The sequence below is a fragment of the Rhizobium sp. 768_B6_N1_8 genome (genome assembly GCF_051811225.1).
Taxonomy (GTDB): Bacteria; Pseudomonadota; Alphaproteobacteria; order Rhizobiales; family Rhizobiaceae; genus Rhizobium.
Map to the genome: position 1 here is coordinate 1,298,813 of NZ_JBPWPV010000002.1, position 21,312 is coordinate 1,320,124.

The following is a 21,312-nucleotide window of genomic DNA, read 5'->3' on the forward strand; positions in this document are numbered from 1 at the left end:
TCGGCCACCTCACGCGCCAATCCCGCGCTGGCGACTGTTCCGTGGGTTAGAGCCGATATGGCTTATCGCCGGGCTCTCCAACGCAATAGGCCGCGCAATCAAGACCGGCGCTTGAATGTATGTTTCTCCGTGGGGAATGCGCGGGAGCGCACCTCCTCTGCATAGGCGGCAGCGGCCACCCCGACCCTCTTTCCAAGTTCGTCGTATCGTTTAACGAAGCGCGGCGTGAAGTCATTGAACAGTCCGAGTATGTCGTCCGAAACCAGGATTTGACCGTCACAGGCAGCCGAAGCGCCGATCCCGATCGTCGGAACAGGAATTGCCGTCGTCACCTCGCGGGCAAATGTCTCGACGGTGCCCTCGATGACCACCGCAAAGGCTCCCGAGCTGCCGACCGCGTCGGCATCACGCCGGATCTTGGCAACCTCCTCCTCGGAATGTCCAACAGATCGGTAGCCGCCTGCGGTATGAACCTGCTGAGGCATGAGCCCGATATGCCCGAGGACCGGAATACCGCGCGCTGTGAGGAAGGAAATTGTCTCGGCCATCTCCTCGCCACCTTCGAGCTTGACCGCGTCGCACCCTGTTTCCTGCAGAATGCGCACGGCATTGCGATAGGCCAGCTCCTTCGACTCCTGGTAGCTGCCGAAGGGCATGTCGACGACCACGCAGGATTTAGCGACGCCACGCATCACCGCCTTGCCATGGGCGATCATCATGTCGAGCGTCACCGACACGGTGCTCTCCATGCCGTAAAGAACCATGCCGAGCGAATCCCCAACAAGCAGGAGATCGCAGTGTTCGTCCAGGAGCCGCGCCATCGGTGTAGTGTAGGCCGTCAAACACACAATCGGCGTTCCGCCCTTCATCGCCCGTATTCGCGTTGGCGTCAGGCGTTTTGCGGAGCTGACAGCGCTCATTGTGCTTCTCCCGTTCCAGACGAACCTTTTCTCGCGATCACCCGATTATCGAGGAGCTTGGTCGTGCCAATCCGCACGAACAGTGCGACAACCACCGGGTCCTCGATTTTCACCACATGCTTCAAGGTCGAGGCGTCCCTCACAGCGACAACTTCCGGCTTTGCCAGGGGCTCACGGCCGATGAAGCCGACTAGCTTCGCTTCAAGGACCTGCGGGTCGGAGAGGCCTTGAGCCACAAGGCGCTCCGCCTCATCCAATGCGCGCGGGATGATGACCGCTGCGCGTCGTTCCTCCTCGCTGAGATAGACGTTACGAGAAGATAGAGCGAGACCATCCGCATCCCGGACCGTCGGCACCGAAACGATACGCACCGCCAGAGCCAAATCGTCTGCCATTCGTTTGATGATGACGACCTGCTGGTAATCCTTCTCGCCGAAATAGGCGTTGCTTGGCTGGACGATATTGAAAAGCTTGCTGACAACGGTGGCGACACCCGCAAAATGCCCCGGTCGAACGGCGCCTTCGAGCTCGCAGCCAAGCTCCGGCACATCAACCACAGTTTTCATCGGGTGCGGGTACATATCTTCGACAGCGGGCGCAAAGAGAATATCGACGCCACCCTTTTCCAGCATCGTTCTGTCGCGTTCCAGATCGCGCGGGTATCGGGTCAGGTCCTCCGTCGGCCCAAACTGGAGCGGATTGACGAAGATCGAAGCAACAACGATTTCGTTTTCAGCGCGGGCTCGCGCAACAAGTTCCATGTGCCCCGCGTGAAGATAACCCATCGTTGGCACGAAACCGATGTCTCCGCCATTTGTTCTCACCGCTGCAAGCGCTGCGCGCACCGCCTCAATGCTCGATAGGACCTGCATGTGCCCTCCCTGGCCGCCTTCCTGACGTTGGGGGCGGATAGAAGATGTAAGCAGGGTCGCAGGTCAATGGATTCTTTTCGATAAGACCGATTAGATGAAGAAGCTTCCATCAGGGCGTGTTCAAATATTGCGGACCGCAACCGAGGCGGCGGATTTCTCACTGGGCAACAAGGGGCGGCGGCTGAGTTGATGGTGTTTCCACGCGCGTGACTTCCGCGCATCTGGTTACCGATAGCGGCACAAAAGATCTCCACGCCCCACATCCGCCCGAACTCGTATCATGCCCGTGCATCTAAAGTTCGTACCATATCCGCGGATTGTCGCCCGACTGGATCATCAGCCAGCGAAGATCCGTATCCTTCCAGCCCTTGATCGCATTCGTGCGGTTGTCGAGCACCAGATCGCCTTGATCGGTTCTGACGACCAGAACCGCGTGGCCCTTGCCGGAGGGCGTCTTGGTCACGGCGATCCGCAATGCCTTCGTCGACCAGCCCATGGCAATGAGGTGGTCGCGCTTCGTCAACGCAAAATCCTCGCAATCGCCCGCCGTGACGTTCACCTGCCAGACATCACCTTGATCGGGCCGGTCGTCGAGCGAGCGGATCGAGCGGTTGACCGAGGTGTTGACAGTGCGAAGCTGCTCGTCCGCTAAGGGGCCCAAGGAGACTTCCGAAGCATCGCCGCGAGCAGTGCACTCATCGGGATTTCGAGCGCAGAACATCACATGCGCGAAAGGTGCTGTAGTCCGGCGCTTTTCAGAAATATAGCTGAATACAGGCGCCGTCTTCAGGCCACGGGCTGCACCGGCAGGCCCGTCCGCGTGAGCAGTCTGAACCGAGAAAAGAGATGCAAGCGTCATCACGATAACCAGTTCATGCTTGCGCATCTTATACCTCCGTGTGGTGGTTGATCGAACGATGATGAGGTTCGCCCAGCGGTGATGAAGCTCTTTCAGGCGCGTCATTCGGACGGCTGGGCGCTTAGTCGCGATCCTTTATTTCCGGGATGTTTCCGGAGACGATCACCTTTCAAATGCAAACGCTGTACGTGTGTCTCACTTTGCGAACCAGACACATCCAAGTTGTGGGCATGTCCGATCCTTCAGTCACAGCGCAACTGGCGGTATGCGCATCGCAACCAGACGCATTCATCCAATGACTTGACAATTTAAAATAGTGCGGCGGACGGCCATGTCAATTGCCGTGATAAGTGCTGATTTGGAAAGACAAGCACTGGGCAACAGGAGATATCGCACCATGTGCGAGCGACGGCGCACCGAGATCCAATACCCGTCGCGGACCGGATTCTGGTCGTCCTTCAATTCGTCGCGGCATCGACGACAGAGTGTTACCACCAAGGACGCCAAGCCTCGGTTCCGTCAGGCAGGGCGGTGTCGCTCTGACGAAGAAGCCGCCGGTATTGTCGTTGCTGTCGGTATGCCCCTTTCGCCGTGGCAGCTCCAGTGGAGAGCAAGGCCGCCGGCATCGGCATTTGCGACGCACCGGAGTTTGCTTTGCAGCCCGCCACCGGCTTTTGGCAGAACGCGCTGCGTCAGCCCTTTACGGCTTGTCGCCATGAAGATGGCGCTCGAGGAAGGGGAGATTGTCCTGCCCCCAGTAGAGCTCATCCTCATAGGCAAAAGTCGGGAAACCGAAGACGCCTCTTTCGCGTGCGTGAACGCGATCGGCTGCCCATTTCTGCTGGACATCGTCATCGGCCTGCCGTCGCAGCAAGGCCGCGCCATCGAGACCGACAGCGTTGACGATCGCTTCGCGGATATCAGGCCTGCCGATATCTTTCGCCTCACTCCAGAAGGCATGCTGTAGGGCGCGCGTCACCCCGATCCAATCCTGGCCATCGAGATAGGCGGCAATGACGAAGAAGGAGGCAGGCGTCGGATCGCTGAGCTCGGGGCGATTTTCAAGGATGAGGGGCTTGCCGCGCACCCTTGCCCAGCGCTTGAGATCGCGGATCCAGTAGGCACGGCGAATTTCCGGGCGATTGCGCGAAAAAATCCCGCCGTTCTCTTCAACGACCGTCGTCAGATATGGCTTGATGGCAATGTCGTTGTTTACGGCAAGCGCGGCAAAGGCATCAAGACCGATATAGGACCAGGGCGAACTGATGGAGAAAAAGTATTCAACTGATTTCGTCACGGAGAGATTTCCTACAATTTCGGCGTTTGTCGCGCCGCTTACGACGCCGCCCGGAGGGCGGTCTTCGTGTTCCAGCCCAGCTCGGGAGCAATGTGGGTGACGAAGTCGTGTAGAATCTGGCGATATTCGTCATGCTCGAACTCGTAGGGCAATTCCAGCCTCAGCTCGCGCACATGCGGCAAAATGGGATCGGCAAGAAGGCGCTCGAGGATCTGCTCTGACGGACCAACGAGATCACGGGCAAACAGCGTGCGTCGTTCACCCTGGGGAGACAGCGTGCGCTCATATCGTCCGGCGGCATAGTCTGAGTATCGCTGGCGGGTGGCTGCATCCGCACTGTCAAAGGGCACGATGACCCGGCCGAGCGCCACGCGCCGTTCCGCTCCGCCGGAAGCCCGATAGGCTTCGAGCTGACGGGACTGGGCGACGAAAAAATCATCGGTCTCTTCGCCGGACGTGACATTGCCGATCAGCAGGTTGAAGCCGTTCCGGCCGGCCCATGAGGCCGACCGCAATGAGCCACCGCCATACCAGATGCGATCGATCAGGCCTTTAGCGTAGGGCTGCAGTCTCGGGCGCTGGGGTCCAAAGGGCGTTTTGATGAAGGTGTTCTCGTCACCGAGATAGGTCCCCTTCAGATTGTCGGCAAAGCGCAGCACGCGCGCATGCGAGAAATCATGGTTCTGCCAGTTGCCGTCGAAGGCAAGCGGACCGATGAGATCGGCATGCAGCGGACGGCCGGCGCTCAGGCCCACATTCAGCCTTCCCTTCGATAGAACATCCACGGTAGAGAGATCTTCGGCGAGCCGATAGGGACTTTCGTAACCGATCGGAATGACCGCGGTGCCGAGTTCGATACGGCTGGTGCGCTGGGTGGCGGCCGCCAGGAAGGCGGTCGCCGAGGAAATCCCGGGCTCCAGATGCCGCTGGCGGGCCCAAGCACTGTTGAAGCCCAGCTCTTCGCCGAAGCTAAGAAGCTGCAATGTCTTTTCGAGGCCGGAGAGCGGGTCGTCATCCGGGTAGTTGCCGGGTGTCAGGAAGCCGATATGGCTGATCGAAAGCGCGTTGCCGCTCATCTTGTCCTCACTCAGAATTTCGGCAGGCCGGGCGGGTTCGTCTCGGAAGCGGGCAGCGCCTCTTCTGAAAGCTGCCAGTGCGCAAGGATTTTTGCGTAGGTTCCATCCCTGATCAGACCATTGGTGGCGAGCGTCAGCGTATCGGCAATGCCGCTTCCTTTGCGGGTGGTGATCGCAACGTCGGAGCGATCGGGCCAACCGGCGCTCAGCGTTCCGACCCGTTTGAGGTTCTTGTCGCGGGCGGCGATATAGACGAGTTGGGCATGCGGCTGGACGATGACATCGGCACGGCCTGAGCGTAGCGCCAGCAGACTTGCTGCCTCGTCATCATAATATTGCAGCTCGAGCGGCTTGAGGCCGGCAGCGACATCCTCATCGCTCCATTTCAGCAGGATGCGTTCCTGATTGGTGCCGGCGCCGACGATGAAGCGCAGTCCTGCCGCATCCTTCGGCTCCTTGATCGAGGCGATCGTGCTGTCGGCCCTGACGAAAAAGCCGTGCAGACCTTTCCGGTAGGTGGAGAAATCGAACTTCTCCTTGCGCTGCTCGGTGACACCGACATTGGAAATAACAGCATCATATTTGCCCGACGTCAGGCCAAGTGGCCAGTCGATCCAGGCAACCGGGACGAGCTCAAGCTGCAGCCCGAGGCTTTCGGCAATGGCGTTCGCGTACTCGGGATCGGCTCCGACGACGGTCTTGGCATCCGTCGCATAAGTGGCAAGCGGCGGTCCGCCCGGGCTTACGGCAACCGTGAATTTGCCTGATGTGACGAACTTGAAACCCTTCGGAATGGACGCGATCGCCGCCTCGTTGCGCTGAGCGTGCACGCGGTTGGGCTGCTCGGGGCTCAGGTCGAATTCATCAGCCGCAGCCACGCCTGTATAGCAGCTTGTCAGCGAGGCAATGGCGGCAATCGATGCGATGCGCAGTCTGGAAAATATCGTCACGAGAGAACTCTCCAAAATATATGAAAACGAGGACGGACCGGCGCGACCTCCAACGCCCGTCCGTCAGACCATCCTTTACGAACCGCTCTTCGGCAGCCCCGGCGGGTTGGTCTTGGCGTCGTCGATGGCTTCGGCGTTCAGGCTCCAGTGCTTCAGCACTTCGCCGTATTTGCCGTTCTTGATAAGGTCGTTGAGGGCGACGGTGACGGCATCGGCAAGGCCGGCGCCCTTATTCGTGGTGACGGCGATTTCAGCCGTCAGCGGCCAGCCGCCGGAGACGATACCGACGAGCTTGGTGTGCCCCTTGATTGAGGAGCTGTAGGCCTGCGTCGCATTCGGATTGAACTCGACATCGGCACGGCCGGACTGCAGCGCCAGATCAGCTGCGGCACGGTCGTCATAATATTGAACTTCAATCGGCTTCAGGCCGGCGGCGACATTCTGGCGATCCCATTCCAGGATGATCTTTTCCTGATTGGTGCCGGCACCGGTGATGACTTTGAGGCCGGCGACATCCTTCGGCTCCTTGATCTCGCTGATCTTGCTGTCGGACTTCACGTAGAAGCCAAGCACGTCCTTGCGATAGGTGGAGAAATCGAACTTCTCCTTGCGCTCCTCGGTTACCGTGACGTTGGAGATGACGGCATCATATTTGCCGGAGGAGACGCCGAGCGGCCAGTCCGCCCAGGCGACGGAAACAAGGTTCAGCTCGAGGCCGAAGGAATCGGCAAGCAGTTGCGCCAGATCCGGATCGGCGCCGACCACGGTCGCAGCATCCGATGCATAGGTTGCGATCGGCGGATCCCAGGCGTTGACGGCCACGGTGAACTTGCCCGGTTCGACGAACTTGAAGTTGGGTGCGATGGCCTTGATCGCGGTCTCATCTTTTTCGGCCCGCACGCGGTTCGACGTGTCGGGGCTGAGATTGAATTTCTCGGCTGCCTGCGCCGTGCCGAGGCCGATTGCCGCCAGGGCGACGACTCCGGCAAGCAGGTAGTTGGCTCTATTTCTGAATGCCATTTCCCTTCTCCATTTCATCTTAGGGTTGTTTTTCTTTTCATGCCCTCCGGACGCCCGTCGCGGCCGGGATCTGCTGATGCCTTGCTATTTTCAGAGAACTTTGGCGAGGAATTCACGTGTGCGGGGATGTTCCGCGCCGTTGAAGATGCGGGCCGGCGAGTCGGCTTCGAGAATATGGCCGCCATCCATGAAGACGACAGTGTCGGCAACTTCACGGGCAAAGCCGATTTCGTGCGTGACGATGACAAGCGTCGTGCCCGTGCGCGCCAGTTCCTTGATCACATCAAGGACTTCACCGACCAGTTCCGGGTCGAGCGCCGATGTCGGCTCATCGAACAAAAGCACCTTCGGGCGCAGTGCTAGGGCACGGGCAATGGCGACGCGCTGCTGCTGGCCGCCGGAGAGCTGGCGCGGATAGGCATTGATCTTGTCGCTGAGGCCGACGCGGGCAAGCAGCTCCTGCGCAAGTTGCACGGCCTCTTCACGGCTCACGCCACGCACCTGGATCGGCGCTTCGATCAGGTTTTCAAGCACTGTCAGGTGCGGAAAGAGATTGAAGCTTTGGAAGACCATACCGATATCGGCACGCCGCTTGAGGATTTCCTTTTCCTTGAGCTCGTAGAGCACATCACCTTTCTGCTCATATCCGACGAGATCGCCGTCGACCGAGATGAAGCCGGCATCGACGCGCTCCAAGTGGTTGATGGCGCGCAGCAGGGTGGACTTTCCGGAGCCCGAGGGACCGAGAATGGCGGTGACGCTGCCGGCAGGCAGATTGAGGTCGATACCATCGAGCACTTTCAGAGAGCCGAAGCTCTTGGAAATGCCGTGGATGCGCACCGTCCCGCCGGTGCGAAGAACCGCTGCGTCACGGAAGCCGGAGGTACGGGTAAAGTCGCCAGAGATCGCTGCCGTAGGCAAAGGGCGGGCAAAACGCTTGAGGAAAGACTGGAAGGGCAAGGGCTTCGGGTTGCGCAATGCGCCCTTGGCAAAATAGCGCTCGATATAATGCTGGGCGATCGACAGCACCGTCATGATGACGAGGTACCAGACGGTCGCTACCATCAGCAGCGGAATGACTTCGAGGTTACGGCGATAGATGACCTGGACCGTGTAGAACAGTTCCGGCAAGGCAAGCACGTAGACCATGGAGGTCGCCTTGGCGAGACCGATGATCTCATTGAACCCGGTCGGCAGGATCGAACGCATCGCCTGCGGCAGCACGATACGGAATGCCTGCCGACGGCGCGAGAGACCGAGCGCCGAAGCGGCTTCAAGTTGCCCCTGATCGACGGACAGAATGCCGCCGCGCACGATCTCGGCGAAGAAGGCCGACTGATTGAGCGTGAGACCGAGGAACGCGGCAGCAAAGGGCGTCAGCAATTGTGTCGTCGGATATTCGAAGAGGACAGTGCCAGTGAACGGCACCCCGAGCTTCACCGTCTCATAGAGATAGCCGAGATTGTTCAGCACCAGCAGCAGAACGATCACGGGGATCGATCGCAGCAGCCAGATGTAGCCCCAGGATAGGCCCGAAAGCAGCGGCGATCTCGAGACACGGGCAAGCGCCAGTGCCGTGCCGAGGATCGAACCGGAGATCGTTGCCAACAGTGTCAGGAGCAGCGTGCGCCCGAGGCCGGCGAGAACAGGCGCCGCAAAGAACCATTCGGCAAAAACATCCCAGCCCCAGCGCGGATTGGTGAAGGTCGAATAGAGGACGGCGGCAATGACGAGAGCAGCGAATATGGTGCCGGCAACCCGGCCGGGATGCCGCGCCGGGACGATCCTCAGTCGGGAATAATCCTGAAGCGTTCGGTCCCCTGCCCTGCTGCCGGTATCGATGCCGGCATAGTCACTCGTCAGTGCCATCGTATATCCCCCTTTTTATGGAGCGTTATTTGCCTGGATTCAGCGACCTGCTGCTGCCTGTAATGGCGGGCGATCGGCGTTGGCCGACAGCTGCGGTGCGAGGTGGCGGATATCCTTCTCGAAGGGCAGCGTCTTATAGATTTCCGGGTCGACCTTGGGGTCGAAAAGCGCCGTATAGCCGTAGTTGAGATAGAGGCCGACCGCCTCCGGCTGGCGAAAGCCGGTCGTCAGGTAGACCCGCGAATAGCCTTGGCGGGCGGCCTGCGCTTCCAGTTCCACGAGAACCTTGCGGGCAAGGCCCTGCCGACGTAGGTCAGAGCGTGTCCAGATGCGTTTGAACTCGGCGGTCTGCTCATCATAATATTTGAAAGCGCCGCCGCCGATCGTCTCGCCGCCGCGTACCAGCAGCACGAAATTGCCGACGGGCGGCGCGAAAGCCTCGGGCGGATAGCGGTTGAGCTCTGCCGCGGCACCCTCATCGCTGAAATAGTTCCCGTAGCGGCTGTCATATTCGTGGATAAGTTCGTCGATCAGCGGCTTGGCGCGGGGGTCGAGCGGGGAAGTGTAGAGAAACGTGTCGCTCATGTCGTTCGTCACCCGTTGTCGTCAGTGAGGAAGGTCTCGGCAAGCCGCACCCAGTAGCGGGCGGCGGGCGCAATGATCGCGTCGTTGAAATCATAGTGAGCGCTGTGAAGAGGCGCGCTGTCGCCATTGCCGACGAAGAGATAGCTGCCCGGCTTCTCCTGCAGCATGAAGGCGAAATCCTCGCTTGCCGTGCGCGGGCGGAACCCAGCCTCGATCCTTTCCGGTTCGAAAGAGGAGAGCGCGACATCGCGGGCAAAGGCCGTCTCGGCCCGATGGTTGATGAGCGCCGGAAAGCCAAGCCGGTAATCGACCTCGGCCGTTGCCCCGAAGCTCTCAGCTTGGGCTAGGGCAAGCGCCGGCACGCGTTCCTGGAGTTTGTCGCGCACCGACTGGTTGAAGGCACGCATGGTGAGCTTTAGCTCGACGCTCTCCGGAATGACATTCGACGCTGACCCGGCATGGATGGAGCCGACGGTGACGACGGCCATATCCTGCGGATCGACATTGCGTGAGACGATGCTCTGCAACGCCGTGATGAAGGAAGCCGATGCCAGAACCGGATCGATGGCGCGATGCGGCTCGGCGCCATGACCACCCTTGCCGACGATGCGGATGACCGCCTGATCGACGGACGCCATGGCGGCATCGGCAACGAAACCGAACTTACCGGCCGGCACGGCCGGCCAATTGTGCAGCCCAAAGACCGCATCGACCGGAAACCGTTCGAACAGGCCTTCCGAGATCATCTTGCGAGCACCGGCACCGATCTCTTCGGCCGGCTGGAAGATCAGCCGAAACGTACCGCTGAAATTGCCGGCCTCGGCCAGATAGCGCGCAGCGGCAAGCAGGATCGTCGTATGGCCATCGTGGCCACAGGCATGCATGACGCCGGGATTGCTGCTTGCATAGGAAAGGCCTGTCGCCTCCTCGATCGGCAGGGCGTCCATATCGGCTCGGATGGCGATGGAGCGCTTGCCGTTTCCGCGGACCAGGGTGGCGACGATGCCGGTGCCGGCAATGCCCGTCGCCACCTCATAGCCCCAGGAGGAAAGGTGTGATGCCACGAGCTTGCTCGTGCGGCGCTCCTGAAAAGCAAGCTCCGGATATTGGTGAAGGTCGTGGCGCAGCGCGATGAATTCATCGAGATAGACGGCAATTCCCGTCTCGACCGGATCGTGGCTGCGCGAAGGTTTTGTAATGACGTTCATGGAATTGTCCGCCGCGCCTCAGGCGCTGGCAGCCTTTCCCTGTTCGACCTCACCGGCATCTGTCGCATAGCGGCTCTCGCGGAAAGGCAGCCCCAGATGATCGCGGAGCGTCTCACCCTTCAGGACGGGATCGAAGTAGCCGCGCCTTTCGAGGAGCGGCAGCACATGGCGGGAAAAATCATCGAAGCCTTCGGCGATGACGGGGAACCCAAGGATGAAACCATCGGCAGCCTCGCCGTCGATCCAGCGGATGATCTCGTTGGCGATATGATCTGCAGTACCGATGAACGCCGTGCGCGGCGTTGCCGCGTCGAGCGCGACATCCCGGAGGGTGAGCCCCTTTTCGCGCGCCGTCTTCTTGATCCGATCCGTCGTGGCACGGAAATTGTTGCGGCCGATGTCGCCGATATCAGGGAAAGGTTCGTCGAGCGGATAGGCGCTGAAATCGTGATGGTCGAAGAAGCGGCCGAGATAGAGCAGCGCCTCTTCAATGGTGACGAGATTGCGGATCGCCTGATACTTGGCCTCCGCTTCCTCTGCCGTCGCGCCGACGATCGGGCCGATACCGGGATAGACGCCGATCTCTGCGGTCCGTCGCCCTTGCGCGATCGCGCTCTGCTTGAGTTGCTTGTAGAAAGCCTGCGCTTCCTCGATCGGTCCGCCGTTGGTGAAGACCGCGTCGGCATGTTTGCCGGCGAGCCGGATACCGGAATCGGAGGCGCCCGCCTGGAAAACCACCGGCTGGCCCTGTTTCGAGCGGCCGATATTGAGCGGCCCTTCGATGCGGAAGAAGCGCCCCTTGTGGTTCAGCCGGTGCAGTTTGGTCTTGTCGGCGTAGACGCCGCTCTGACGGTCGCGCACGAAGGCATCGTCATCCCAAGAGTCCCAGAGACCCCTGATGGCGTCGATATATTCCTCAGCGATCTCGTAACGCAGCTCGTGCTCGGGATGCTCGCGCCCATAGTTGCGGCCCGAGCCTTCGAGTGGCGAGGTCACGGCATTCCAGCCGGCACGGCCGCCGCTGACGAGGTCGATGGAGGCGAACTGCCGGGCAATCGTGAAGGGATCGCTGTAGGAAGTGGAGACCGTGCCGACTAGGCCGATCTTCGAGGTCGAGGCCGCGAGCGCAGCAAGGATCGTCAGCGGCTCGAACCGGTTGAGGAAGTGCGGGATCGATTGTTCGTTGATATAGAGGCCGTCGGCAACGAAGGCGAAGGCGATGCCTGCTTCTTCGGCCTTGCGCGCCGTCTTGACGAAAAAGTCGAAATTGGTGCTGGCATCGGCCGGGCCGCTTGGATGTTTCCAGGCGTTCATATGGCCGCCCGGGCCCTGCAGCATGATACCGAAAGTGATTTTCTTCTTGGCCATGGGTTCAATCCTCCTGGGGATGGTCAGGCTGCGAGGGAAAGCCGTTCCTTGGCGAGCAACTCGATTGAGGAAAGCCGCTCGGAAGCGGCGAGTGCCGGTGTATCGAGAATGAATTCCTTGACCCCGTAGCGGCGATGCAGCTCGTCCAGTTCCTTGCGGATCTGGGCTGCGGTACCGTGCAGCACGCTCGGCACTTTTTCCTCGATGCGATACTCGGCAACACCGGCCTGCCTTGCGAATTCGGCCGCCTGTTCCTCGCTGCCGACATTCACGGTCTGGCCGTTCGGCAGGAAGACCTTGACGATGCGCAGATTGCCGACGCGCTCGCGCGCCTGCTCCTCACTGTCGGCCGCGAAGGCAGCCAGCGCGAGGATCGGCCTCTTGCCATCAGAGGCGCGTTCATAGGCTTCAAAAGTCTTGCGCAGGTTCTCCGGATCGCCGTTGAGATGACCGGCAAAAACCAGCTCCCAGCCTTTCTCGGCGGCAAGTACTGCGCTCTCGACGCTTGCGCCGAGAAGGAAGCGCTCCGGCGCATGAGGCGGAAAGGGCGTCGCCTGCACACCTTCATAGTTGGGATCAGCCGCAAGATAGGTGTTGATGTCGGAAAGCTGGACGGCGAAATCCGGCTTTCTTTCTGGATCGAAAGCCGCCTGAAGAGCCCGCGTTGACAGCGGAAAGCCGCCTGGCGCCTTGCCGACGCCGAGGTCGACGCGGCCGGGCGCAAGCGAGGCGAGAAGATTGAAGGTCTCGGCCACTTTGTAGGCGCTGTAATGTTGGAGCATCACCCCGCCCGACCCGATGCGAATTTTCGAAGTCCGCGCCAGGAGATAGGCAATCAGTGTTTCCGGCGCAGAACTCGCCAGGTTAGACATATTGTGATGCTCGGCGACCCAGAACCGATGATAGCCGAGTTCCTCGGCCCGGATCGCCAGCCGCACGCTTGCCTGCAAGGCTTCGCTAGCGCTTTTTCCCTGTTCGATCGGGCTCTTGTCGAGAAGGCTGAGAAAATAGGTCATGCGAAAACGCCTCATCCGGATCCATATTGTCTATAAAAACAGTAGATAATATGGATTATAAGAAATCGCTTTCTCATTTCAGGGCAGCAGCAGGAAAAAGCGTTTGGGAGACGGAATGGAAAGCGAAGTTCAAAACGCATCTCACCGATAGGCGGATCACGCGCCCCGAGAGCCACGACCGCGACAAGCCGAAAGGGCAAGCAGATGGCCGACCGCGCCGACGACGCGGCACAGGATGTTATGAATGCTATTCAGAGATCACACGGTGAAAATTGCCTCTCGATCGCTGATCGGCGTCGCAAACTTTGGTTTGAGGTTCGGAGTTCGTACACGAGCATGGATAGTCGGGCGGCAACAGCACCACGGGTGCGTTTTCAGGCCCTACTCGCGGGAAGAGATATCGATGCCGTTGACGGTCACATATCTATGGAGCTCGAGCGTCCGAGGCACTGCAGTCAACGCCGACCGGCTTCTGCCCGAGAAGTCGATCTTTCAGGTGTGTGAGTGCAGTCATAGTCGTGGTGGCCTCGGACGTTCCGGCGGGTCCTGACACCGCATAGATGCGTGCAGAGGCGTCAGCCGTTTCCAACTGACGCCTCTGCAGGCATATGGTTTCTCTGCCCGAGCCCGAGCATCAGACAAATCTGTCAGAATACCCCGGCCGACAATCCTTAAGCGGGCAATTGGAAGATCCAGTTGGCGATCAATACGATGGCGAGACCGCCGGCAAGCGCGAGGTATGGCAATATCCCGGCCTTTTTGACACCGAGGTCCTGGCCCACGAGCCCGAGGTCGTCCATGGCGCCGGCCGGGAATTTGCCGCCGTCGCGGACGTAGTGGCGATAGGCGAAAACCGGCAGGATAAGCGCGGCGAAGATGAAGCCGACCCAGAGCGCGTTGGCGTAGCCCCAGACCTTCGCGCCGGCGCCGAGGAAGAGCGCGTTGACGAAGGCAAGCACGGTATTGACGCCGATCAGCCAGGTGGGGGCCTTCCAGGGACGCTCGACATGACCGGAATCCATGCGATGGATCCAGCCGGAATTAAGGTTCAGGAAGTTGAAGATGATGTAACCGACATTGGAGACGGCGAGCACGAAGAAATAGCCGCCAGCATCGGACGCGATCGCCAACAGGAAAAGATTGAAGGCAAAGTCCGTCCACATCGCCCGGGTCGGGGCACCGTGTTCGTTGACATGGTCGAGATATTTCGGCAGCCAGCCATCCTTCGAGCCCTGGTAGAGCGTGCGCGAGGAGCCTGCCATCGCGGTCATGATGGCGAGGAAAAGCGCCATGATCATCAGCACGACGAGAAGCTGGGTGACGACACGGCCGGCGCCGATCAGTCCGCTGAGTGCTTCGGCGACACCCGTCCCGTCAATGATGCCCGGCGCCAGCATGCCCGCATGACCGAGCACGCCCTGGAAGGCGAAAGGTACGAGGAAGAAGAACAAGCAGCAGGCAAGGCCGGAATAGAAGATCGCCTTGAAGGTATCCGTCTTGGGGTTCTTCAGTTCGCGCGTATAGCAGACCGCAGTCTCGAAACCGTAGGTCGACCAGGCGGCGATATAGAGACCGCCGAGGAACAGCGTCCAGCCGCCATTGCTCCAGGTACCGTCGGTGCCGGCATAGGCCGCCGTTGGCGGAACCAGCCCGGTGACGTTGGCGCTAACGATCTGGCCGCTGATGATCGGATAAAGACCGATGATGAGCAGCGGTACGAGCACGATGATCGCCAGCCATTTCTGGACGCTCGCCGTCTCGGAGATGCCGCGATGCTGGATCGCAAAGATGATCAGCATCAGGATGCCGCCGATGAAGAAGGTGGCGTTGATATTGGCGGTGGCCAGGAAGGGAATGCTGAAGCTGACGAGCGACCAGCTGCGGATCGCCGGCGTCAGCGCGGATACGCCGTCCGCGCTCAGCAGCGCCTTGACCGCATCCTCAGGCGAAGTGCCGGCATGGGCAGCAATATATTCGGCGACGCGGGGGCTATCGGCCGTGATCGAAGCGGCATGCGCGCTGATCCAGGCGAGGACCGCCTGCGAATCCGCTGCCGGGATCGGGAAGAAGGCATTGAGAATATATCCGGCCGCAATGGCGCAGCCGAGCGAAAGCACCGGAGACCAGGCAAACCAGTTACACCAGACGGACAGCGGCGCGATGAATTTCGAATAGCGCAGCCAGGCCGTGGCGCCATAGACCGATGCGCCGCCCGACTTGTTGCCGAACATGCCGGCGATTTCGGCATAGGTGAAGGATTGCAGGAAGCCCATGATCATCGAGATGATCCAGACCACAAAGGCGAGCTTGCCGGTCGTACCTGCAATACCGCCGATGGAGAAGAGAACAAGCGGTGGCACGCCGGCTGCCACCCAAAACGCACCCTTCCAGTCAAGCGCGCGTATAAGTTTACCTTCGGTGCCGGCGGCAACGCCGGCGTCCACGATATCCGTCATCGGTGAAATTCCCCATTCTATTTGTTCGGGACGTAGCTTTGCGTACGTCTCCCTGAACGCGCCTCCCGTGGCATTGCATGGGCTGCCCGGCATTTTCTCGATCCGCGTTCCCGAGCGGATTTCCGAGTCTCGACCCTTTATGCATAGTGAAGATATTTTCTTTTTAGTCAACATCCCTTTACTTTCGGGCGGCATTTTGTCAGCATGATTTGCGTGCCGGAGAGCACATCAATCCCATGAGGACCACATGCGAGATCTCCATCCCGGGATGTCAGGGGTGCGACCGGTATCGGCAAGCATCATCCGCTATCCCGGTATCCCCGCGCTGCCCGAGGGTGTCGAGCGTTACCGCTGCAAGGGCGGTGGATCCCTTGTTGTTCGCGTCGAGGCAGGCGACCACGTCACCCTAATCGACAGCGAAGGTGGACAAGCCTGCGAGCTTTCCTTCCTCGACGAAAATGGCCGGTTTCAATCGACCGGCCTCGGCGCAGCCTTCACCGGCTCGGCCGAAGGACTAAAGGCCATTCTCTCTTCAGGTGATGAGGGCGCCGACCGGACCCGCACGGCGCTTGAGCGACGCGGTGCCGATCTCGCCACGGCAGGTGCAATCCGCATGTTCAGCGAAGCCTCCATTCCGGGCAGCAAGGCGGAGTTTGCGATCACGATGAAGGGTCTGCTGATTGCCGCCGCACCTGCAACGGCGATGTCGCCTGACGCGCAGGACACGGCAACGCCGATCGAGATCCGCATCAGGCGCAGCAGGCTGATCCGCGACTATGCCGCGGCCCTCCCCGAGCCGATGGCCGATCCGATCGAGGACATCCGCATCAAGGCGGCGACCGCCTCGGCCTATTTCGTCCGTGCCGGAGAGTTCATCCAGATCATCGATGTCTACGGCCGGCAATGCACCGATTTCCAGGCCTTCGCCGCCCGCAAGGTCGACAAGGGTCTTGATCTTGCGCTCGATTCCACCGTCACACGCACCCTGCTCGGCCGCAGCTATCCCGCCCCCGGCCTGCCGTCCAAGGCTTTCGACCGCGATTTCGAGCCGTTGGTGGAGGTCGTCCAGGACACGGTCGGCCGCCATGACGCATTCGCGACCGCCTGCAATTCGCGCTACTACGACGACATGGGCTATCCCGGCCATGTCAATTGCACCGACAATTTCAACGCGGCGCTAGCGCCCTACGGCATAGCTGGCCGGAAGGGCTGGGAGGCGCTCAATTATTTCTACAATACGAATATCGACCACAACAACCAGCTCTATCTCGACGAGCCATGGTCGCGGCCGGGCGATTATGTGCTGATGCGGGCGCTGACCGACCTCGTCTGCGTCTCCTCCTCCTGCCCCGACGATATCGATGCGGCCAACGGCTGGGATCCGACCGATATCCAGGTGCGCACCTTCTCCGGAAAAGAAAAATTCTCAAGAGCGGTAGCCTATCGCATGACCCCTGACGCCGACGCAGACCTGACGCGGGAAACCGCCTTCCACCCCCGCCTCTCGGCACTGACGCGGGATTACACTGAATATCGCGGCTACTGGCTGCCAAACCGGTTTTCCTCCGCAGGTCCGGTCGAGGAATATTGGGCCTGCCGCGAGAAGGCCGCCGTCATAGACCTGTCGCCGTTGCGCAAATTCGAAGTCACGGGTCCGGATGCCGAGGAACTCTTACAATATTGCCTGACGCGCGACGTGCGCAAGCTGTCGACCGGGCAGGTTGTTTATTCCGCCATGTGCTACGAGCACGGCGGCATGATCGACGACGGCACGCTCTTTCGCCTCGCCGATAAAAATTTCCGCTGGATCGGCGGCGACGACTACAGCGGCATATGGCTGCGCGAACAGGCCGAGAAGAAGGGCTTCAAGGCCTGGGTACGCTCTTCGACAGACCAGATGCACAATATCGCCCTGCAGGGACCAAAGAGCAGGGACATCCTCAAGGAGATCATCTGGACGGCGCCACGCCAGCCTGAGATCGGCGAGCTCGAATGGTTCCGTTTCACAGTCGGCCGCATCGGTGGCTTTGAAGGCGCTCCGGTCGTCGTCTCGCGTACCGGCTATACCGGCGAACTCGGCTACGAGATCTTCTGTCATCCGAAGGATGCGCTGACCGTCTTCGATGCCGTCTGGAAGGCCGGCGAACCCTATGGGCTGAAGCCGATGGGACTAGAAGCGCTCGACATGGTCCGCATCGAGGCAGGCCTCGTCTTCGCCCATCACGAATTCGACGACCAGACCGACCCCTTCGAGGCTGGCATTGGTTTTACCGTGCCGCTCAAGTCCAAGCAGGACGATTTCATCGGCCGCGAGGCGCTCCTGCGCCGCAAGGAGCATCCGCGCCACCTGATGGTCGGTCTAGACATACAGGCGAACGACGCGGTCGGCCACGGCGATTGCGTCCATGTTGGCCGCGCCCAGGTCGGCGTTATCACCAGTGCCACGCGCTCTCCGATCCTCGGCAAGACGATTGCGCTCGCCCGCGTCAACGTCACCCGTGCCGCCGTCGGCACAGAGGTTGAGATCGGCAAGCTCGACGGCCAGCAGAAGCGCTTGCCGGCGATCGTGGTGCCGCTGTCGCACTACGATCCGCAGAAGACCCGGCCGCGTTCGTAAAAACCACTATTCCGCCCTGCGCTGGGCACTGGTGATTGCCCTTGCGGCCTCTTCGGAGGAATTGGCGAGCTGACGCATCTCAGCGGCGAGCACGGCGAAGCCGGAACCCGCCGTCCCCGCCCTTGCCGCCTCGATGCCGGCATTGACGGCGAGCAGCTTCAGGTAGCGCAGCGATTGCAGGATCTCGTTAGTCTTCGAGGCGGTGATGCGCATGCCGGCGGTCTGCTCGTCGATGCGCCGGTAGAGTGACTCGATGTTGATAATGCTGCCCTCAAGATAAAGCAGCTCGCCGTTTTCGTCCCAGATGCCCCCACCCGTTTCCGTCACCCAGACATAATATCCGTCACGGTGGCGGATACGATATTCCATCGTCCAGTCGGTGCGGCTTTCCAGCGCGATGCCCACGACCTCATCCATCAGCGGCACGTCCTCTTCACACATGATCGAGGTGAAGGTGCGTGTGCTGTTGCCGATAATCTCCTCTGCCGGATAGCCGAAGATGCGTTCGATGCCATCGGTCATCTCCAGCATCGTGTAATTTTCATCCGCACGGCAACGATAGAGAAAACCGCTCATGCGGCCGAGAACACTGCTCTGAAAATCCATGAAGACCACGCCTTGAGAAAATGAGTTGCAGATCGGGTTTGCTTCGTCTCATTTCAAACACGCCGGAAAGGGTCGCGACGGACGACCCTTTCTCGGTTACGCGGGAGCCTGGGAAAGATCAGTTGCGCAGATATTCCTCCATGGAATCGTCGAGCGCCTCGACCCAGGGCGTGTGGTGCGTCGGCGACATGTTGCCGGTCATCAGCGAACGATAGGCGTGATCGCGGAAGCCCATGATGTTTTCCGCCTTGTGGTGCTCCCACTCCATGAAGGTCTTGTTGGTCCCCTCAATGTCGAAGCTCGGATAGTCGGTTTCGGCGAGCAGTTCCTTCACGTAGTCACCCTGGTACCAGATCATCTGCTCGGCATCCTCGAGCGTCTCCTCGCGGGCCCGCCACATGTCGAAATTCGCCTTCAGTTCCTCTTCCGGCGGCAGGGTGATGCGACCCATCATCACGTCGCGCGCCCACCATGCCTGCACGTCGAACATGTTGAAGGTGTAGAACTGGTCCTGCATGCCGATATAGAAAAGCTGCGGGTTCCTGTCGAAGATCACACCCTTGTAGAGATGGTCCGCCCAGAGGCGGTTGGCAGTCTTGAGCCTCAACTCGTCGGGCAGGAAGGGGAAGTGATGCTGGTATCCCGTGCACAGGATCAGCGCATCAACTTCCTTCGTTGAACCGTCGAGGAAATGGGCGGTGCGGTTTTCGAGCCTGGTGAGCAGCGGCCGTTCTTCGAAATTATCCGGCCAGTTGAACCCCATAGGCTTCGACCGATAGCTCGTGGTGACCGACTTGGCGCCGTATTTCCAGCATTGCGAGCCGATATCCTCGGCCGAGTAGCTGCGGCCGACGATGAGGATATCCTTGCCCTTGAATTCCAGCGCATCGCGGAAGTCGTGGGCATGCAGGACGCGGCCATTGAAGGTTTTCACGCCCTCGAAATAAGGCACGTTCGGTGTCGAGAAGTGGCCGCTCGCCACCACGACATAGTCGAATTCCTCGTCGTACATCTGATCTTCGACGCGGTTATGCGCCGTCACCGTGAATTTCTTCGTGGCATCATCGAAACGCACCATGCGCACCGGTGTATTGAAGCGCACCCAATGGCGGACATTCGCCTTTTCGACGCGGCCCTTGATATAGTCCCACAGCACGGCGCGCGGCGGATAGGAGGCGATCGGCTTGCCGAAATGCTCCTCGAAGGAATAGTCGGCGAATTCGAGGCATTCCTTCGGGCCGTTCGACCAAAGGTAACGATACATACTGCCGTGGACCGGCTCGCCATATTCGTCGAGGCCGGTGCGCCAGGTATAGTTCCAGAGCCCGCCCCAGTCGGACTGCTTTTCGAAGCAGACGATCTCCGGGATCTCCGCACCCTTCTGTGCGGCCGACTGGAAGGCCCGCAACTGGGCAAGCCCGGAAGGACCGGCGCCGATGACGGCAACTCTTGTCATGAAGCATTCCCCTCTTGATTATATGTCATTGCTTAGTTTACGCGTCTGAGAAGACGCACGGCGCTGGTGCGCATCGCTGCGCCTCAGTCCGGATAAATGCCGGGGCTGGTCGGCGCCCCATCGTCGTATTTGGAAAGCCAGTCGATCGTGGTCTCGCGGAAGCGGGTGAGGCCCTTGTAGTCGATGAGCTCTGGCGGCAGCGTCTTCAGCACGCGCGGGAAGCGCCGCGCCCATTTCGGCACGGTGACGAGTTCTTCCATGTTCATCAAATAGCAGCGGATGACGAAGAGGATGGCATTCGAGCGCGGCAGACGCCAGAGGCTTTGCAGCTCGACGCGCAGATGCACCTTCTCGCCGACATTGTCAGGCGTCACCGTCGTGCGGTCGGGACCCCATTTGTGATAATTCTCAGGACTGGTGTCGAGCCGCGGATTGATCGTCATCGTCCAGTTGAAGCGCCGGGTCGGCTTGCCCTGCTGCAGGTTCAGCAGGAATTTCAAAGCCCGGTCAAAGACGCCGATCTGGTGGGCGAGCGGCACCGGTCCATGCCATTCCATGAAGTTCATGCCGAGGTCGAAATCGAGCGACCAGTCGGCCTGCGTCGTCACCATACCGGCATCCATCCAGAGATTGCCGTCGCGCTGATCGACGATGCAGAAATCGCCCTGGGCCTGGCGGGTGATATATTCGAAGGGCTCGCAGGGCAGCGTCGAGGCATCGCCGAAGGTGAAGCTGTCGTCGATGCCGAGCGGGCGGTTGATCCAGCGCCAATGGTCGCCGTTGCGGATCAGCGTGAAGTGGTCAGGAAAACCCGCCGCCTGCTCTTCCATCAGCAGTTCGAGCGTGTCCCACTGCGCGCTCATCATGTGCGGCAGAGCCTGATAGCGCAGCGGGTCTTCCTTCAACACCAGCGCGCGATCGCACATCTCGGCGACATAGTGCTCGTCGACGTCGATCAGGTTTTCGTAAACGGTGTCCGCCCGGCCGCGCACATGCGGCTCCATATTGACGGAATACATGTATTCGTCGCGGTCGAAGGGAAACGGGAAGCGACGGATGTTCCCGGGGCTGTTCCGATAGCTGAAATCGTCCCGGAACGTTTCCTGCTTGAAGGCGATTGCCATGTCCGGTCTCCTT

The 21,312-nt window shown here is 60.3% G+C and carries 17 protein-coding genes; 1 reads left to right on the plus strand and 16 read right to left on the minus strand.

Annotated elements, in window-relative coordinates:
* Positions 1-98: 98 nt before the first annotated feature.
* The 13 genes from panB to AB8B33_RS30335 form a co-directional block, all read right to left on the minus strand.
* Positions 99-920 (minus strand): 3-methyl-2-oxobutanoate hydroxymethyltransferase, encoded by an 822-nt coding sequence (panB, locus tag AB8B33_RS30275; protein ID WP_439018197.1) that lies wholly within the window; start codon positions 918-920, stop codon positions 99-101.
* Entirely contained in the window at positions 917-1,792 is an 876-nt protein-coding gene (panC, locus tag AB8B33_RS30280; RefSeq protein ID WP_439018198.1) for a pantoate--beta-alanine ligase, read from the minus strand. The genes panB and panC overlap by 4 nt, the downstream gene beginning before the upstream one ends.
* Positions 1,793-2,084: 292 nt before the next feature.
* Positions 2,085-2,678 (minus strand): transglutaminase-like cysteine peptidase, encoded by a 594-nt coding sequence (locus tag AB8B33_RS30285; RefSeq protein ID WP_113319620.1) that lies wholly within the window; start codon positions 2,676-2,678, stop codon positions 2,085-2,087.
* Positions 2,679-3,351: 673 nt separating this feature from the next.
* Positions 3,352-3,948: a 2-hydroxychromene-2-carboxylate isomerase gene (locus AB8B33_RS30290; protein ID WP_439018199.1), complete on the minus strand. Its 597-nt coding sequence runs from the start codon at positions 3,946-3,948 to the stop codon at positions 3,352-3,354.
* A 38-nt stretch (positions 3,949-3,986) separates the two neighbouring features.
* Positions 3,987-5,024 (minus strand): LLM class flavin-dependent oxidoreductase, encoded by a 1,038-nt coding sequence (locus AB8B33_RS30295; RefSeq protein ID WP_439018200.1) that lies wholly within the window; start codon positions 5,022-5,024, stop codon positions 3,987-3,989.
* Positions 5,025-5,035: 11 nt separating this feature from the next.
* Positions 5,036-5,974, minus strand: coding sequence for an ABC transporter substrate-binding protein (locus AB8B33_RS30300; protein WP_439018201.1), 939 nt, complete (start codon positions 5,972-5,974; stop codon positions 5,036-5,038).
* A 75-nt stretch (positions 5,975-6,049) separates the two neighbouring features.
* A complete protein-coding gene (locus AB8B33_RS30305; RefSeq protein WP_439018202.1) occupies positions 6,050-6,994 on the minus strand; it encodes an ABC transporter substrate-binding protein in 945 nt (314 codons plus the stop codon).
* Positions 6,995-7,084: 90 nt separating this feature from the next.
* The gene (locus AB8B33_RS30310) at positions 7,085-8,863 is read right to left on the minus strand and encodes an amino acid ABC transporter permease/ATP-binding protein (RefSeq protein WP_439018203.1); all 1,779 of its coding nucleotides are present in this window, start codon (positions 8,861-8,863) and stop codon (positions 7,085-7,087) included.
* Positions 8,864-8,902: 39 nt separating this feature from the next.
* A complete protein-coding gene (locus AB8B33_RS30315) occupies positions 8,903-9,460 on the minus strand; it encodes a GNAT family N-acetyltransferase (RefSeq protein ID WP_439018204.1) in 558 nt (185 codons plus the stop codon).
* Complete coding sequence (locus tag AB8B33_RS30320; RefSeq protein WP_439018205.1) at positions 9,457-10,656, minus strand: M20 aminoacylase family protein; 1,200 nt, start codon at positions 10,654-10,656, stop codon at positions 9,457-9,459. Before AB8B33_RS30320 ends, AB8B33_RS30315 begins: the two co-directional genes overlap by 4 nt.
* Before the next feature lie 18 nt (positions 10,657-10,674).
* Entirely contained in the window at positions 10,675-12,024 is a 1,350-nt protein-coding gene (locus tag AB8B33_RS30325; RefSeq protein ID WP_439018206.1) for an LLM class flavin-dependent oxidoreductase, read from the minus strand.
* A gap of 23 nt (positions 12,025-12,047) precedes the next feature.
* Positions 12,048-13,040 (minus strand): LLM class flavin-dependent oxidoreductase, encoded by a 993-nt coding sequence (locus AB8B33_RS30330; protein ID WP_439018207.1) that lies wholly within the window; start codon positions 13,038-13,040, stop codon positions 12,048-12,050.
* 671 nt (positions 13,041-13,711) lie between these two features.
* Positions 13,712-15,496, minus strand: a complete 1,785-nt coding sequence (locus AB8B33_RS30335; RefSeq protein ID WP_439018208.1) for an APC family permease — start codon at positions 15,494-15,496, stop codon at positions 13,712-13,714.
* A 247-nt stretch (positions 15,497-15,743) separates the two neighbouring features.
* On the opposite strand from AB8B33_RS30335, the gene AB8B33_RS30340 reads away from it, so the two are divergent.
* Positions 15,744-18,113 carry a DUF1989 domain-containing protein gene (locus AB8B33_RS30340; protein WP_439018209.1) on the plus strand — a complete coding sequence of 790 codons (2,370 nt, stop codon included), beginning with the start codon at positions 15,744-15,746 and terminating at the stop codon, positions 18,111-18,113.
* A gap of 6 nt (positions 18,114-18,119) precedes the next feature.
* On the opposite strand, the gene AB8B33_RS30345 is transcribed toward AB8B33_RS30340, so the two are convergent.
* From AB8B33_RS30345 to AB8B33_RS30355, 3 genes are all read right to left on the minus strand, one after another.
* On the minus strand, positions 18,120-18,719 hold the full coding sequence (locus AB8B33_RS30345; protein ID WP_439018210.1) for a methyl-accepting chemotaxis protein: 600 nt from the start codon (positions 18,717-18,719) through the stop codon (positions 18,120-18,122).
* A gap of 118 nt (positions 18,720-18,837) precedes the next feature.
* Positions 18,838-20,175: an NAD(P)-binding domain-containing protein gene (locus tag AB8B33_RS30350; RefSeq protein WP_439018211.1), complete on the minus strand. Its 1,338-nt coding sequence runs from the start codon at positions 20,173-20,175 to the stop codon at positions 18,838-18,840.
* A gap of 83 nt (positions 20,176-20,258) precedes the next feature.
* Positions 20,259-21,299 carry a heme-dependent oxidative N-demethylase family protein gene (locus AB8B33_RS30355; RefSeq protein WP_113319633.1) on the minus strand — a complete coding sequence of 347 codons (1,041 nt, stop codon included), beginning with the start codon at positions 21,297-21,299 and terminating at the stop codon, positions 20,259-20,261.
* Between the last annotated feature and the right edge of the window lie 13 nt (positions 21,300-21,312).

Bases quoted from the DNA above. Each gene is read 5' to 3' on its own strand.
- AB8B33_RS30325 (WP_439018206.1), bottom strand. From the start codon at position 12,024: ATGGCCAAGAAGAAAATCACTTTCGGTATCATGCTGCAGGGCCCGGGC.
- AB8B33_RS30295 (WP_439018200.1), bottom strand. From the start codon at position 5,024: ATGAGCGGCAACGCGCTTTCGATCAGCCATATCGGCTTCCTGACACCC.
- AB8B33_RS30310 (WP_439018203.1), bottom strand. From the start codon at position 8,863: ATGGCACTGACGAGTGACTATGCCGGCATCGATACCGGCAGCAGGGCA.
- AB8B33_RS30355 (WP_113319633.1), bottom strand. From the start codon at position 21,299: ATGGCAATCGCCTTCAAGCAGGAAACGTTCCGGGACGATTTCAGCTAT.
- AB8B33_RS30345 (WP_439018210.1), bottom strand. From the start codon at position 18,719: ATGGATTTTCAGAGCAGTGTTCTCGGCCGCATGAGCGGTTTTCTCTAT.
- AB8B33_RS30320 (WP_439018205.1), bottom strand. From the start codon at position 10,656: ATGAACGTCATTACAAAACCTTCGCGCAGCCACGATCCGGTCGAGACG.
- AB8B33_RS30350 (WP_439018211.1), bottom strand. From the start codon at position 20,175: ATGACAAGAGTTGCCGTCATCGGCGCCGGTCCTTCCGGGCTTGCCCAG.
- AB8B33_RS30340 (WP_439018209.1), top strand. From the start codon at position 15,744: ATGCGAGATCTCCATCCCGGGATGTCAGGGGTGCGACCGGTATCGGCA.
- AB8B33_RS30305 (WP_439018202.1), bottom strand. From the start codon at position 6,994: ATGGCATTCAGAAATAGAGCCAACTACCTGCTTGCCGGAGTCGTCGCC.
- panC (WP_439018198.1), bottom strand. From the start codon at position 1,792: ATGCAGGTCCTATCGAGCATTGAGGCGGTGCGCGCAGCGCTTGCAGCG.
- AB8B33_RS30335 (WP_439018208.1), bottom strand. From the start codon at position 15,496: ATGACGGATATCGTGGACGCCGGCGTTGCCGCCGGCACCGAAGGTAAA.
- panB (WP_439018197.1), bottom strand. From the start codon at position 920: ATGAGCGCTGTCAGCTCCGCAAAACGCCTGACGCCAACGCGAATACGG.
- AB8B33_RS30285 (WP_113319620.1), bottom strand. From the start codon at position 2,678: ATGCGCAAGCATGAACTGGTTATCGTGATGACGCTTGCATCTCTTTTC.
- AB8B33_RS30330 (WP_439018207.1), bottom strand. From the start codon at position 13,040: ATGACCTATTTTCTCAGCCTTCTCGACAAGAGCCCGATCGAACAGGGA.